Here is a 14204-nt window from a genome sequence, read left to right on the forward strand (position 1 = left end):
TACCCGCGGCCACACTTGGGCGTCAAACCCGGCCTTCCGACCGATTCGACCGCACTTGGATCTTCGCGGGGCGCCTACCGTAGCAGCCTCTCGGCCGCGTTCCAAACCCGCTTCTCAGCAGGTCCGTCACGGTGGGTCACTCCCAACTCTCGCACACCCGGGGGCATGCTCCGTCCGGCACTCTTGCGAGGACCGAAGTCGTTGGGGTCAGCACCAGGGACCGGCCTACGTCGTGCCGGCCGTGAGGCCTGCACCGTGGTGTCCGTTCCTCCCTCTCGGGCTGACGTCGAGAACAGTAGACGACGTTCTCGCGCATCTCCAAATCGGCCTCGGGCTGCGCCTCCAGACCTCGCCCGGAGCGCCGCGAACGGCACATCCGAGAGCCCGCGACCAGAAGCGCTCAGGGTCGCCGGCCGGCAGCCATCGACTTGCGCCCACGCCGCAGGATCGCCACGGAACCGTGGAGGAAGTGCTCCTCGGACAGCGTGAACTCGGGGTCGGTGACCTTCTCCCCGTTGACCGACGCTCCCCCGTCGCCGATGGCCCGGCGTGCCGCGTTGCGCGACTCGACGAGACCGACGGCCACGAGCGCGTCCGTCATCGACATCCCCGGGGACACCTCTCCCCCGGGCAGCTCCGCCGTCGCGTCCCCGAGAGTGCGCGCGTCGAGGGCCGCGAGGTCGCCCTTGCCGAAGAGCGCCTCGGACGCGGCCTGCACGGAGGCCGTGGCCTCGGCCCCGTGCACGAGGGTCGTGACGTCGGCGGCCAGGGTGCGCTGCGCGGCCCGCCGGAACGGCTCCTCGGCGACCTGCCGCTCGAGCTCGGCGACCTCGTCCTGCGTGCGGTCGGTGAAGATCCGCAGCAGCTTGACGACCGAGGCGTCCTCGACGTTGAGCCAGTACTGGTAGAAGGCGTAGGGGCTCGTCATGTCGGCCGAGAGCCAGACGGCGTTCCCCTCGCTCTTGCCGAACTTGTTGCCGGCGGCGTCGGTGACCAGCGGTGTCGTCAGCAGGTGCACCGACTCCGCCTCCACCTTGTGGATGAGGTCCGAGCCGGCCGTGAGGTTGCCCCACTGGTCCTGCCCACCGGTCTGGAGCGTGCACCCGTGCGTGCGGTAGAGCTCGAGGAAGTCGAGGCCCTGGAGGATCTGGTAGCTGAACTCCGTGTAGGAGATGCCCTCGTCGGAGTTGAGCCGCGCGGCGACCGCGTCCTTGCGGACCATCTGGTTGACGCGGAAGTGCTTGCCGATGTCGCGCAGGAAGTCGAGCGCCGACATCGGCGCCGTCCAGTCGAGGTTGTTGACCATCGTCGCGGCGTTGTCGCCCTCGAAGTCGAGGAAGGGCTGCACCTGCTGCTGGATGCGGGCGACCCACTCGGCCGTCTGCTCCTTGGTCTTGAGCACGCGCTCCGAGCTGGGCCGGGGGTCTCCGATGAGTCCCGTCGACCCGCCGACGAGGCAGATGACCCGGTGGCCGGCGCGCTGGAGGTGGCGCAGCACGATGAGCTGGACGAGGTTGCCGAAGTGGAGCGAGGGAGCCGTGGGGTCGAAGCCGCAGTAGGCGGTGATCGGGCCACTCGTGAGGGCCTCGCGCAGGGCCTGCTCGTCGGTCGTCTGCGCCACGAGGCCGCGCCACTGGAGTTCGGCAAGGATGTCGTTCACGGGCGAAAGCCTGCCACGGGGAACTCGGTGGACGGTGCAGCACGTCGCCCTGTGGGATATGGCGCATGCCTGCTCTCTTCGACGGCGAGACCCCGGTGACGGACGACCTCGTGCGCTCCCTCGTCGACGACCAGTGCCCCCGCTGGCGACACCTGCCGCTGCGTGCCATGACGACGTCGGGCACCGAGCACATCACCTACCGGCTCGGCGATGAGCTGCTCGTCCGGATCCCTCGCAACGCCGATGCCGAGACCGGGCTGCGCAAGGAGCTCGACTGGCTCCCGCGGCTGCACGGGCGCCTCCCCCTCGACATCCCCGTGGTCGAGCACGTCGGCGAGCCCCGCGAGGACAACCCGCACGCGTGGAGCGTCAACCGCTGGATCGAGGGCGAGGACGTGGCCGGACGGGTCCTCGCGGGCGACGTCCCCCTCGCCTGGGCGGACACGCTGGCCGAGACGATCGCGGCCCTGCGCGACGTCGACCTCGAGGCGCTCCCACCCGCGGAGTGGCCGGTCGGCTCTCGGGGCGGTCACCTCAGCGAGCGGGCTGAGGGTCTCGACGACTCCGACGACGCCGTCTCCGGACCTCTCGACTCCTCGCACATCCGCCACGTCGTCGACGACGCCCTCGCCGCCGGCGCCCCGGACGACCGGCGGGTCCTCCTGCACGCCGACCTCATCCCGGGCAACCTCGTCGCCCGGGGCAACCACCTCGTCGGGTTGCTCGACTTCGGGACTCTCACGACCGGCTACGCCGCCACCGACCTCACCCCGGCCTGGTGGGTGCTCGACACGACGGGACGCCAGCGCTTCCGCGACCTGCTCGACGTCGACGACGTCGCCTGGGCGTGGGGCCGCGCGTGCGCCGCCATCCAGGGCTGCTTCGCGCACTGGATCTACGCACCCCGGGGGCACGGTCTCGCCCCGCTCGGGGCCCGCGCCGTCGCCGAGGTCCTCGAGGACTGGGAGACTGCGGCGCATGGGTGAGCGGACGGCATACGAGGGATTCATCGCAGGGCTGCCGAAGGCAGAGCTGCACGTGCACCACGTGGGGTCCGCGCTCCCAGAGACCGTCGCGCGCCTGGCGCAGCGGCACCCGGACTCCGGTGTGCCACAGGACATCGAGGCGCTGCGCGACTTCTACACGTTCTCGGACTTCGACCACTTCATCGACGTCTACCTCGCCGTCGTCTCGCTGCTGCGCACGCCCGAGGACATCCACCTGCTCACCTACGAGGTCGCCGAAGGCCTTGCGGCACAGCGGGTTCGCTACGCCGAGCTGACGATGACACCCTTCACGAGCGTGCGCATGGGCATCCCGATCGAGGCCTACACCGAGGCGATCGAGGACGCGCGCCGCGCCGCCGAGCGCGACCACGGGATCGTCCTGCGCTGGATCTACGACATCCCCGGCGAGGCCGGCCTCGCCTCCGCCGACGCGACGCTCTCGTATGCCGTGGAGCACGGTCCCGAGACCCTGCTCGGCTTCGGCCTCGGCGGCCCGGAGGTGCCGCGGCCGCAGTTCCGCGAGCACTTCGAGCGCGCCCGCGCCGCCGGGCTCCGCCCGGTCCCCCACGCCGGTGAGTCGACCGACGCACAGTCGGTCTGGGACGCCCTCGACGCGCTCGGCGCCGAGCGCATCGGCCACGGCATCCGCTCCATCGACGACCCGCGGCTCGTCGAGCGCCTCGTCGCCGAGCGCATCCCGCTGGAGGTCTGCCCGACGTCCAACATCGCCACCCGGTGCGTCGAGGGCCTCGAGGACCACCCGCTGCGCGCGCTGCGCGACGCCGGCGTCGTCGTCACCGTCAACAGCGACGACCCGCCGATGTTCGGGACCACGCTCAACGACGAGTACGCCATCGCCGCCGACCTGCTCGACCTCGACGAGCCCGGCCTGGCCGAGCTCGCGGCGACCGCGGTCGACGTGAGCTTCGCCCCCGAGGACGTCAAGCGCCGCGTGAAGGACGAGATCAGCGCGTACGCCGGCGAGTGACCGCCGGGCGGTAGGCGCTCACGGTCGGCTCCCCGTCGATCCAGAAGCGGTAGGGGTATGCCGTCCCATCACCACCGGGACCGCTCACCCCCACCCGGGGACCCGTCCGCACCCGGGCCGGGTCGACGGACTCGGGTGGCGCGGCGAACGACACCGACCCACCGGCGCAGACGTCGATGCCGTCGTGGGCGCGGTCGATGCCGAGGGTCCGGGTGAGACGGGCCGGGCCGCGCGCCCAGTCGCGCTCACGCAGGCCCGGGCGCCGGGACGCCGCGAGCTCGTTCCCTGCGACGACCTCACCGGCCCGGAGCAGGACGGCCTGCGCCACGCCCTCGTCGCCGCAGACGGCGTTGGCGCACCAGTGCATGCCGTAGCTGAAGTAGACGTAGAGGTGGCCGGCCTCGCCGAACATCACCTCGGTGCGCGGCGTGCGCCCCCGGAAGGCGTGTGAGCCCGGGTCGGCGCCCTCGCCGGCATACGCCTCGACCTCGGTGAGCCGAACGGTGACGCCCTCGTGCGTGAGCAGGCAGCCGAGCAGCTCGGGCGCGACGACGAGCGCCGGCCGGGCGAAGAACGAGCGCGGCAGGCTCACCGCACCACGGGCAGCGAGGACGCCCACTCGCGCGCGGCGTCGCGCTGGGCCGAGGCCCGGGACAGCTGCTCCGCCACGCGGGCCGGTGCGGTGCCGCCCTTGGCGTCGCGCGAGGCGAGCGAGCCCTCGACCGAGAGGACGTCACGGACCGCCGGGGTGAGGTGCTCGGAGACCGCCGACAGGTCGTCGTCGGTGAGGTCCCACAGCTCGATGTCGCGCGACTCGCAGACGCGCACGCACTCCCCCGCGACCTCGTGGGCCACCCGGAACGCCACGCCCTCGCGCACGAGCCACTCGGCGATGTCGGTGGCGAGCGAGAAGCCCTGCGGGGCAAGGGACTCGAGCCGCTCGGTGTCGAAGACGAGCGTGTCGACCATGCCGCTGAACGCCGGGAGCAGGACCTCGAGGGTGTCGATGGAGTCGAAGACCGGCTCCTTGTCCTCCTGGAGGTCGCGGTTGTAGGCGAGCGGCAGACCCTTGAGCGTCGTGAGGAGTCCACCGAGGTTGCCCACGAGGCGACCCGCCTTGCCGCGGGCGAGCTCGGCGACGTCGGGGTTCTTCTTCTGCGGCATGATGCTCGACCCGGTCGAGTAGGAGTCGTCGAGCGTGACGAAGCCGAACTCCTTGGTCGCCCAGAGGATGACCTCCTCGGCGATGCGTGACAGGTCCACCGCGACCATCGCCGTGACGAACGCGAACTCGGCGACGACGTCGCGGGCGGCGGTGCCGTCGATCGAGTTCTCGACCGAGCCGTCGAAGCCGAGGTCGGCGGCGACCGCCTCGGGGTCGAGGCCGAGCGAGCTGCCGGCGAGGGCGCCGGAGCCGTAGGGGCTCAGCGCGGCCCGGGCGTCCCAGTCGCGCAGGCGCTCGACGTCGCGCAGCAACGGCCACGCGTGGGCGAGGAGGTGGTGGGCGAGGAGGACCGGCTGGGCGTGCTGGAGGTGGGTGCGGCCGGGCATGGCGACGGTGGGGTGCCGCTGGGCCTGCGCGACGAGCGCGTCGACGACGTCGAGGACGAGGCCGGCGAGGGTGCGGGCGTGCTCGCGGAGGTACATCCGGACGAGGGTCGCGACCTGGTCGTTGCGCGAGCGCCCGGCCCGGAGCCGTCCGCCGACGTCGGCGCCGGCCCGCTCGATGAGGCCGCGCTCGAGGGCGGTGTGGACGTCCTCGTCGTCGGGCGCGGGGACGAACGCACCGGACTCGACGTCGGCGGCGAGCCGGTCGAGGGCGTCGAGCATCGCTGCGAGGTCGGCGTCGTCGAGCAGCCCCGCAGCGTGGAGGACGCGGGCGTGCGCGCGCGAGCCGGCGACGTCGTGCAGCGCGAGCCGCCAGTCGAAGTGGGTCGAGCGCGACAGCTCCGCGAGGGCGTCGGCGGGTCCGCCGGTGAAGCGGCCTCCCCAGAGGCTGAGGCGGTCCGGACCGGTGTCGCTCACACGTTCTCCTTGCGGGTGTAGGCCAGCAGGCGGGCGGTGACCTTGCGGGAGGCCGCCGCGCCCGTCGTGATGACCATGATGGTGTCGTCGCCCGCGATCGTGCCGACCACCCCGGGGACGCTCGTGTGGTCGATGGCCGACGCGAGGAAGTTCGCCGCCCCGGGCGGGGTGCGCAGGACGACGAGGTTGCCCGAGGCCTCGGCGGTGACGAGGAGCTCGTGGCACCGCTGGGCCAGCCGGTTGGAGGTCTCGACCTCGTCGGGAGCGACGCGGACGGTGCGGTCACCGCCTTCTCCGGGGACGGCATACACGAGGTTCTTGCCGACGCGGACCTTCTCGGCTCCGACGTCGACGAGGTCGCGCGACAGGGTGGCCTGGGTGACGTCGATGCCGTCCTCGCCGAGGATGCCGAGCAGCTCGGTCTGCGATCGCACGGGGCGGCTCGAGAGGATCTCGACGATCCGCCGCTGCCGTCCGGTGCGGCTGGACGACACGGTCACCGTCGCTCCCCTCCGCTCTTCTCCAGGAGCCACGAGAGTACGGCCTTCTGTGCGTGGAGCCGGTTCTCGGACTCGTCCCAGACGACCGACTGGGGGCCGTCGATGACGGCGGCGTCGACCTCGAACCCGCGGTAGGCCGGCAGGCAGTGGAGGAAGACCGCGTCGGGCTTGGCCTGCGCCATGAGCTCGGCGCTCACGGCGTAGCGGGCGAACGGGCTCGCCGAGCCCTGGCGCGACTTCTTCTCCTTCTCGAAGCCCATCGAGACCCACGTGTCGGTGGCCACGACGTCGGCCCCCGTCACGGCCTCGACGGGGTCCTCGACGATCGTCACCGACCCGCCGGTCGTGGCCGCGATCTCCTGTGCGCGGGCCAGGAGCGGCGGCGACGGCTGGTAGCCCGCGGGCGTGCCGATGCGGACGTGCAGCCCGGCGGTGGCGCCGCCGAGGAGGTAGCTGTGGCTCATGTTGTTGGCGCCGTCGCCGACGTAGGCGAAGGTGAGCCCGGCCAGCGTGCCCTTGTGCTCCTTGATCGTGAGGAGGTCGGCGAGGACCTGGCACGGGTGGAACTCGTCGGTGAGGGCGTTGACGACGGGCACGCTCGAGTGGGCGGCCATCTCCTCGATCCGCTCCTGGCCGTAGGTCCGCCACACGATCACCTTGGCCTCGCGCGTGAGGACGCGGGCGACGTCGGCGATCGACTCGCGCACGCCGACCTGGGCGAGCTTGCCGTCGATGACGAGCGGGAACCCGCCGAGGTGCGCGATCGCCGCGGCGAAGGACACCTGGGTGCGCAGCGTCTGCTTGTCGAAGAGCACCGCGACGACCTCGGGCCCTTCGAGGCACCGGTCGCTGAACGGGCGTGCCTTGATCGACGCTGCACGCTCGAGGATCTCGGCCTGCTCGGCGGGGGTGACGTCGTCGTCGCGGAGGAAGTGCCTCGGGGTGGCGGTCATGGCGTGTGCTCCTTGGCGGCGGTGGCGCTGGTGGTGGCGGTGGCGATAAGAGCGGGCAGGGCCGCGACGAAGAGGTCGAGCTCGTCGCGGGTGACGACGAGCGGTGGCACGAGACGGATCGCGTCCGGCGCGACGGCGTTGACGAGGAAGCCCGCGTCGCGTGCGGCTGCGGCGACGCCCGCCGAGAGGTCGGAGCGCAGGACGATCGCGCGCAGCAGCCCCCGGCCGCGGACGCCGGCGACGTCCGGGTGGTCGAGGGCGGCGACCGCCGCGACGAGGTGCTCCCCCATCGCCTGGACGTGGTCGAGCAGCCCCTCGGCCTCGATCGTCGACAGGACGCTGAGCCCGGCTGCGGCGACGAGCGGGTTGCCGCTGAAGGTCGAGCCGTGCTGCCCGGCGGTGAGCAGCCCGGTGACCCCGGGTCCGAAGGTCACGAGCGCGCCGATCGGCAGACCGCCGCCGAGACCCTTGGCGAGGGTGATCGCGTCGGGCACGATCCCGCTCTCCTGGAAGCCGAACCAGTCGCCCGTGCGGCCGATGCCGGTCTGCACCTCGTCGATGACGAGCAGCGCACCCACCGCCGTGGTCACCTCGCGCGCGGCCCGCAGGTATGCCGGGTCCGCGACGACAGCTCCCGCCTCACCCTGGACGGGTTCGAGGACGACGGCGGCGGTCTCGGTCGTGACGGCCGCTCGCAGGGCCTCGATGTCGTTGTAGGGGACGTGCGTGACGTCGGGAATGAGCGGCGCGAAGGGCTCGCGGTAGGCGGCCTTGTGCGTGAGCGCCAGAGCGCCCGTGGTGCGTCCGTGGAAGGCGCCCTCGGCGGCGACGAGCCCCGTGCGGCCGGTGCGGCGGGAGAGCTTGATCGCGCCCTCGACCGCCTCGGCGCCGGAGTTCGCGAAGAAGACGCCCGAGCCCTCGGGCGCGCCGGCGATCCGCAGCACCTGCTCGGCGAGCTCGACCTGAACGCGCGAGGTGTAGAAGTTCGAGATGTGCGCCATCTCGGCGACCTGCTTCGACACCGCCGCGACGAGGGCAGGGTGGTTGTGGCCCAGGGCGTTGACGGCGATCCCGCCGACGAGGTCGAGGTAGCGCTTGCCGTCGGTGTCCCAGACCCAGGCTCCGTCGCCGCGCTCGAGGACGAGCTGCGGGCGGCCGAAGACGGGGATGAGCGAGTGCGAGTAGCGGTCGAGCAGCTCGTCCTGGCTGTTCGGCGGGACGTCGTGGGTTGCGCTCATGGTGCGTCCTCCTCGATGAGGGTGCCGATGCCCTCGGAGGTGAAGACCTCGAGGAGCAGCGAGTGGGGTTCGCGGCCGTCGATGACGTGCGCCTGCGGCACGCCGTCCTCGACCGCGCGGATGCAGGCCTCGAGCTTGGGGATCATCCCGGCGTCGACCTCGCCGAGCAGCTCGCGTGCACGGCTCAGGGGCAGGGTGGAGAGGAGCGAGGACCGGTCGGGCCACGCGGCATACACGCCTTCGACGTCGGTGAGGACGACGAGCTTGCGTGCGCCGAGGGCGGCGGCGAGCGCCGCGGCGGCGGTGTCGGCGTTGACGTTGAGCACCTGGCCCTCGTGGTCGAGGTCCGGAGCGACCGTCGACACCACAGGGATGCGGCCCGCGTCGAGCAGGTCGACGACCGCCTGCGTGTTGACCGACACGACGTCGCCGACGAGCCCGAGGTCCTCCTCGACGCCGTCGACGACGACCCCCTTGCGACGTGCGCCGAAGAGGGCCCCGTCCTCGCCGGAGAGCCCCACCGCGAGCGGGCCGTGCTGGTTGAGCAGGCCGACGAGCTCGCGCCCGACCTGGCCGGTGAGCACCATCCGCACGACGTCCATGACCTCGGGCGTCGTCACCCGCAGGCCCGCCTTGAACTCGCTCTCGAGCCCGAGCCGGTCGAGCATCGCCTTGATCTGCGGACCGCCGCCGTGGACGACGACCGGTCGCAGGCCGGCATACCGGAGGAAGGCGACGTCCTGCGCGAAGGCGAGCTTGAGGTCGTCGTCGACCATCGCGTTGCCGCCGTACTTGACGACGACGAGGGCGCCGCGGAAGCGCTCGAGCCACGGAAGCGCCTCGACGAGGGTGCTCGCCTTGAGCCGGGTCAGGTCGTCGGTCACGTCGGTCCTCACGTGCTGTAGGCGGAGTTCTCGTGGACGTAGTCGTGGGTGAGGTCGTTGGTCCACACGGTCGCGGTGGCGTCGCCGGCGTGGAGGTCGACCACGACCCTGACCTCGCGCGGGCCGAGGTCGACGAGGTCGCGGTCGTCGCCGACCCCCGCCGACCGGCACACCTGGACGCCGTTGATGGCGACGTCGAGCGTCGTGGGGTCGAAGGCCGCCTGCGTCGTGCCGACCGCGGCGAGCACCCGGCCCCAGTTGGGGTCTCCGCCGAAGACCGCGGCCTTGAAGAGGTTGCTTCGGGTCACCGAGCGGGCGACCTCGACGGCGTCCGCCTCGGTGGCGGCCGAGCGCACCTCGACCGCGATGTCGTGGCTCGCACCCTCGGCGTCGGCGACGAGCTGGCGGGCGAGCGAGGCGCAGACCTCGGTCACCGCGGCGGTGAGGGCGTCGGCGTCGACCGGCACCCCCGAAGCGCCGGAGGCCATGAGGACGACGGTGTCGTTGGTCGACATGCAGCCGTCGGAGTCGACCCGGTCGAAGGTCGTCGACGTGGCCGCCCGCAGCGCGGCGTCGAGCGTCGCCGCGTCCGTGACCGCGTCGGTCGTGACGACGCAGAGCATCGTCGCGAGCCCCGGCGCGAGCATCCCGGCGCCCTTGGCCATGCCGCCGACGGACCACCCGTCGCGCGTGACCGACGCCTGCTTGGGCACGGAGTCGGTCGTCATGATCGCGCGCGCCGCGGCCTCGCCGCCCTCACGCCCGAGCCCCTCCGCCGTGAGCCCGATGCCGGCCTCGATGCGGTCCATCGGGAGGTACTCGCCGATGAGCCCGGTCGAGCAGACGACGACGTCGAGGGCGCTGCACCCGAGGGTGTCGGCGACGAGCTCGGCAGTGCGGTGGGTGTCCTGGAAGCCACGGGCGCCGGTGCACGCGTTGGCGCCTCCCGAGTTGAGGAAGACCGCGTCGGCGCGCCCGTCCTGCACGGCCTGCCGCGACCACGTCACCGGCGCCGCCTCGACGCGGTTGGACGTGAAGACGGCGGCGACGTGGTGGTCGGGTCCGTCGTTGACGACGAGGGCGACGTCGGATGACCCGGACGCCTTGAGCCCGGCGGTCGCCCCCGATGCCCGGAAGCCCTGTGCCACAGTGACGCTCACGCGTCGGTCCGTCCGGTGAGGACCGTCGGGGTGACGATGAGCCCGGCCTTGCGCCACGCCTCGGACGCCGTCGCGATGTGCTGCTCCGGCACGAGCACCCAGTCGGTGTCGAAGGTCGACATCGCGAGCACGCTGATGCCCGCCGACACGAGCGGCGCGAGGATCTCGGCCATGACGCCGACGGCGTCGAACGCGAGTGGACCGGCGACCTCGACCCCGCGGAACGGGCCCTCGGTGAGGACGCCGTCGGGCACGAGCTCGGCGAGCCCGACGACCGACGTCTCCTGGGGCGTGCGGCTCAGGGACGCGAACGGCCCTTGGGTCCAGTCCCACGACACGTCGGCCCCGGCGTCGAGGCGGGCCACGGCGAGCGGCTCGGGATGGGTCATGAGGTGCAGTGGCATGGCGCTCACGGCGCCACCCCCGATCCGAGAAGGCCGGTCGCCTCGGGCAGGCCGGCGGACAGGTTGAGGCACTGGACGGCGGCGCCGGCCGTGCCCTTGGCGAGGTTGTCGACCGCCGCGACGGCGACGACGCGACCGGCACGCTCGTCGAGCGCGACCTGGACGGTGACGTGGTTGCTCCCGACGACCGCCGCCGTGGTCGGCCACGCGCCGGGCTCGAGGAGGTGGACGAAGGACTCCCCCTCGTATGCCGTCTGCCACGCCTCCCGGACCGCCTCCGGGGTCGTGCCGGGGGCCACGCGTGCCGTGCACGTGGCGAGGATGCCCCGCGGCATGGGTGCGAGCGTGGGGGTGAACGAGACGGTGACGGGGGCGCCCGCCGCGGACGTGAGGTTCTGCTCGATCTCGGGGGTGTGCCGGTGCACCCCGCCGACGCCGTAGGGCGACATCGAGCCCATGACTTCGGACCCGAGCAGGTGCGGCTTGAGCGCCTTGCCGGCGCCCGAGGTCCCCGAGGCGGCGACGACGACGACGTCGTCGGGCTCGACGACACCGGCGGCGAGACCGGGAGCGAGGGCGAGCGAGACGGCCGTCGGGTAGCACCCGGGCACGGCGACCCGGTCCGCTCCGGCGAGCGCCGCGCGGGCCTTGGAGCCGCCGGCGAGCGGGAGCTCCGGGAGACCGTAGGCCCACGAGCCGGCATACGGGGTGTCGTAGAAGGTGGTCCACGCCTCGGCGTCGCGGAGGCGGAAGTCCGCGGCGCAGTCGATGACCGTCGTGCCCTCCCCGAGCGCGGCGGCGACGGCCGCCGAGTGGCCGTGCGGCAGCGCGAGGACGACGGCGTCGTGGCCGCCGAGGACCTCGGGCGTCGTGTCGCCGAGGACGCGGTCGGCGAGCGCGAAGAGGTGGGGGTGGATCGTGCCGAGACGGGCGCCGGCGTTGCCACCGGCCGTGACGGCACCGACCTCGACCTCGGGGTGCTGCAGCAGCCACCGGAGGACCTCTCCCCCGGCGTACCCGCTCGCACCGGCGACCGCGACTCTCAGCATGTGCATAGTCTTGCATGACGTCACAACTGTATGCAATTTCGTTCAGCGCGTATCAGCCTCTCCTCTCCCCTCTCCTCCCCCGTGACGGCGCCGCACCGGGTGGCGCCGACGACCTGAGGGGGAACCACCATGGCTGGTGTCAACGACGCCATCGGCGCGGCCACGCGCCTGGGCGAGATCGGCTTCGTCGAGTTCACGACGAAGCTCGTGAGCGACGTCTTCGACACGCTCGTCGCCTCGAACCTGCGGCAGCAGCAGGCGTTCATCGAGCTGCTCCAGGCGACGAGCAAGTCGCTCACGGCCTACGTCAACGAGACCAAGGACGACATCGGTCCCGGCGAGATCATGCAGCTCCTCACGGCGGTCGCGCCGCGCAACAAGGACACGGTAGCGACGAGCAACAGCCCGACGGCGATCATCGAGGGGGGCAAGCTGAGCCCGACCGAGGTGGAGACCGTCAACAAGGCGGTGGCGATCACGGACCCGTCGACCGGTGCCGTCGTGTCCGACCCCAAGCCGGCCAAGGCGACGCTCGACAAGGACGCGGTCGACGCCATCACCGCGGCGGTGGCTCAACGGATCGCCGCGAACAAGTACACGCTGCTCAAGGAGATGGTCAAGCTCGGCATGCTCCGCCTCGTCGTCACCGACGGCACCATCGAGAGTGGGCTCAACTTCCACTCCTACGGCTCGGACTTCCTGCGCAACAACTCCAGCCGCTACTCGAGCCAGCAGTTCCAGCTCAAGGCGAACGCGCAGACCGGCAGCATCCTGTCGGCGTGGGTCAAGGCGTCGGCGAGCACCGCCTACACGTCGGTCAACGTCAGCACGAGCAACACCGCGAGCGGCTCGAGCTCGGGCGTCGACGTCACCATCACCGGCGGCGTGAAGATCAACTTCAAGACCGACTACCTGCCGCTCGACACCCCCTGACGCCCGATCCCGAACGGAGCCAGAGCCATGCCTGACAGCGATGTCTCGGACGTCGGCTTCGCGGAGTTCGTGGCGGTCCTCCTCGTGGAGACCCTCGACTCGATCGTGGCCTCCCACGCGAGCCAGGAGGACCGCCTGCGGGCCCTCGACGCGGCCGCCGACGTCACGCCCGAGGAGGTCGCCGCGACGTCGATCACCGCGGGCATGGTCGACCTCACGCTCGTCGAGCTGTTCCCCGACGGCAAGGGCGGCACCACCGTCGTCGTCGGAGGCCCCGTCCCGTCGCCGGAGACGCTCGCCGAGCTGGGTGCCAAGGTCCCGGACCGCGACGGCGGCCTCACGAGCGGCGACGTCGGGGCCGTCCGCAACGCCGTCGCCCTCTTCCTCGCCCGCCGTCACCTCGAGTCGGTGCAGGAGGTGCGCCGCAAGGGCGTGCCCCGCGTCGTCGTCGACGGGGGCACGCTGCGGGCCAAGCTCGCCTTCAGCACGACCCGCAGCAAGGCCACCCCACCGACGCCGGCCCGCGCCGCGTCCCCCGGCCTCTCTCCCTCGCTGACGCGCTCCGTCCTCGGCGGCCTGCCCGCCAGCCGCATCGGGGACCTCATAGGGCCACGCGCCACGGTGCTCCGGCCCGAGGTGCTCGACGGCATCCGGGACCTGCGGCTGCGTGTCCGACCGCCCGTCACCTCACCCGAACCCGGTGAGCCGGCGGAGAAGGCCGACGTCTTCGGCGAGATCGAGATCCGCTTCCGGACGGAGGCCTGAGGTGGGGCCGGCCGAGCTCGCCGCCCTCGTCGCCCGCGAGGCCGACGCAGGGGTCGCGGGCGCCCTGCGGGCGGTTGACGCAGCCGGTATCCTCACCGTCGAACGCGTCGTCGGCCGGATCGGCTCGCGTCCCGCCTCGGCGACGGTCGCCTGGGAGGACGTCGTCTGGCAGGCCGAGGTCGTCATGCTCCCGAGCGGCACCGTGCGCGACGAAGGCTCGCTGCCCGGGGAACCCGCCGGGAGGGACGCCGCGGACGTCGTCGCCTCGCTGTCGGTGCGGGCGCTGCGCGGCGTCGGGGCGCGCTGGGCGGACCTCCTCGCCGAGCGTGGCGTGCGCACCGTCGGGGACCTCACGGCCACCACACCCGCGACGGTCTCGTCGTGGTCGCGGCTGCGTGACGGAGGGTATGCCGTGCAGCTCGTCGCGCGCGCCCGCACCTGCGCGGGCCCGTGGCCCTCGGTGGACCCTCACGACACGCGGACGCTGCTGGAGGTGTCCGAGTCCGACCCCGGGGACGTCACCGGCTGGCCGCCGGGCAGCCGCGCCGACGCCCCCCTGCTCTGGGGGACGTGCCTGCGGCTACGAGCCGCCCTCGACGACGAGGTGCTCGCGCGCCTGCGCGTCAACGGCAGCTGAG

15 protein-coding genes are annotated in these 14204 nt (G+C 72.6%); 5 read left to right on the plus strand and 10 right to left on the minus strand.

Translation table 11 applies throughout. The features are described 5' to 3' along the window. Positions 1–400: 400 nt before the first annotated feature. Positions 401–1660, minus strand: coding sequence for a tyrosine--tRNA ligase (gene tyrS / locus N798_RS02430; protein ID WP_035946000.1), 1260 nt, complete (start codon positions 1658–1660; stop codon positions 401–403). Positions 1661–1725: 65 nt separating this feature from the next. Here tyrS and N798_RS02435 point away from each other — a divergent pair, with 65 nt between their 5' ends. Together N798_RS02435 and N798_RS02440 are read left to right on the plus strand one after the other, a co-directional pair. After that, positions 1726–2646, plus strand: coding sequence for an aminoglycoside phosphotransferase family protein (locus tag N798_RS02435; protein WP_035946003.1), 921 nt, complete (start codon positions 1726–1728; stop codon positions 2644–2646). Then, positions 2639–3655, plus strand: coding sequence for an adenosine deaminase (locus tag N798_RS02440; RefSeq protein WP_035946007.1), 1017 nt, complete (start codon positions 2639–2641; stop codon positions 3653–3655). Before N798_RS02435 ends, N798_RS02440 begins: the two co-directional genes overlap by 8 nt. On the opposite strand, the gene N798_RS02445 is transcribed toward N798_RS02440, so the two are convergent. From N798_RS02445 to argC, 9 genes are read right to left on the minus strand one after another with little or no spacing between them, the layout of a single operon-like run. Next, entirely contained in the window at positions 3633–4247 is a 615-nt protein-coding gene (locus tag N798_RS02445; RefSeq protein ID WP_198030696.1) for a DNA-3-methyladenine glycosylase, read from the minus strand. The genes N798_RS02440 and N798_RS02445 overlap by 23 nt on opposite strands. Then, positions 4244–5680 carry an argininosuccinate lyase gene (gene argH / locus N798_RS02450; protein WP_035946010.1) on the minus strand — a complete coding sequence of 479 codons (1437 nt, stop codon included), beginning with the start codon at positions 5678–5680 and terminating at the stop codon, positions 4244–4246. The genes N798_RS02445 and argH overlap by 4 nt, the downstream gene beginning before the upstream one ends. Beyond that, a complete protein-coding gene (locus tag N798_RS02455; RefSeq protein WP_035946011.1) occupies positions 5677–6180 on the minus strand; it encodes an arginine repressor in 504 nt (167 codons plus the stop codon). The genes argH and N798_RS02455 overlap by 4 nt, the downstream gene beginning before the upstream one ends. Next, positions 6177–7133 (minus strand): ornithine carbamoyltransferase, encoded by a 957-nt coding sequence (gene argF, locus N798_RS02460; protein ID WP_035946013.1) that lies wholly within the window; start codon positions 7131–7133, stop codon positions 6177–6179. Before argF ends, N798_RS02455 begins: the two co-directional genes overlap by 4 nt. After that, complete coding sequence (locus N798_RS02465; RefSeq protein ID WP_035946014.1) at positions 7130–8371, minus strand: acetylornithine transaminase; 1242 nt, start codon at positions 8369–8371, stop codon at positions 7130–7132. Before N798_RS02465 ends, argF begins: the two co-directional genes overlap by 4 nt. Continuing rightward, positions 8368–9255 (minus strand): acetylglutamate kinase, encoded by an 888-nt coding sequence (argB, locus tag N798_RS02470; protein WP_035946071.1) that lies wholly within the window; start codon positions 9253–9255, stop codon positions 8368–8370. Before argB ends, N798_RS02465 begins: the two co-directional genes overlap by 4 nt. 8 nt (positions 9256–9263) lie before the next feature. Beyond that, on the minus strand, positions 9264–10415 hold the full coding sequence (gene argJ / locus N798_RS02475) for a bifunctional glutamate N-acetyltransferase/amino-acid acetyltransferase ArgJ (RefSeq protein WP_035946015.1): 1152 nt from the start codon (positions 10413–10415) through the stop codon (positions 9264–9266). Next, on the minus strand, positions 10412–10819 hold the full coding sequence (locus N798_RS02480; RefSeq protein WP_035946073.1) for an ACT domain-containing protein: 408 nt from the start codon (positions 10817–10819) through the stop codon (positions 10412–10414). Before N798_RS02480 ends, argJ begins: the two co-directional genes overlap by 4 nt. Before the next feature lie 5 nt (positions 10820–10824). Continuing rightward, entirely contained in the window at positions 10825–11868 is a 1044-nt protein-coding gene (gene argC, locus N798_RS02485) for an N-acetyl-gamma-glutamyl-phosphate reductase (RefSeq protein ID WP_035946074.1), read from the minus strand. Between the two features lie 129 nt (positions 11869–11997). On the opposite strand from argC, the gene N798_RS02490 reads away from it, so the two are divergent. From N798_RS02490 to N798_RS02500, 3 genes are read left to right on the plus strand one after another with little or no spacing between them, the layout of a single operon-like run. Next, positions 11998–12801 (plus strand): hypothetical protein, encoded by an 804-nt coding sequence (locus tag N798_RS02490; RefSeq protein WP_035946017.1) that lies wholly within the window; start codon positions 11998–12000, stop codon positions 12799–12801. A 27-nt stretch (positions 12802–12828) separates the two neighbouring features. Next, the gene (locus N798_RS02495; protein ID WP_035946021.1) at positions 12829–13566 is read left to right on the plus strand and encodes a hypothetical protein; all 738 of its coding nucleotides are present in this window, start codon (positions 12829–12831) and stop codon (positions 13564–13566) included. 1 nt (position 13567) lies between these two features. Next, positions 13568–14203 (plus strand): hypothetical protein, encoded by a 636-nt coding sequence (locus N798_RS02500; RefSeq protein ID WP_035946022.1) that lies wholly within the window; start codon positions 13568–13570, stop codon positions 14201–14203. Position 14204 lies beyond the last annotated feature (1 nt).

The sequence above is a fragment of the Knoellia flava TL1 genome (assembly GCF_000768675.1).
Classification (GTDB): domain Bacteria; phylum Actinomycetota; class Actinomycetes; order Actinomycetales; family Dermatophilaceae; genus Knoellia; species Knoellia flava.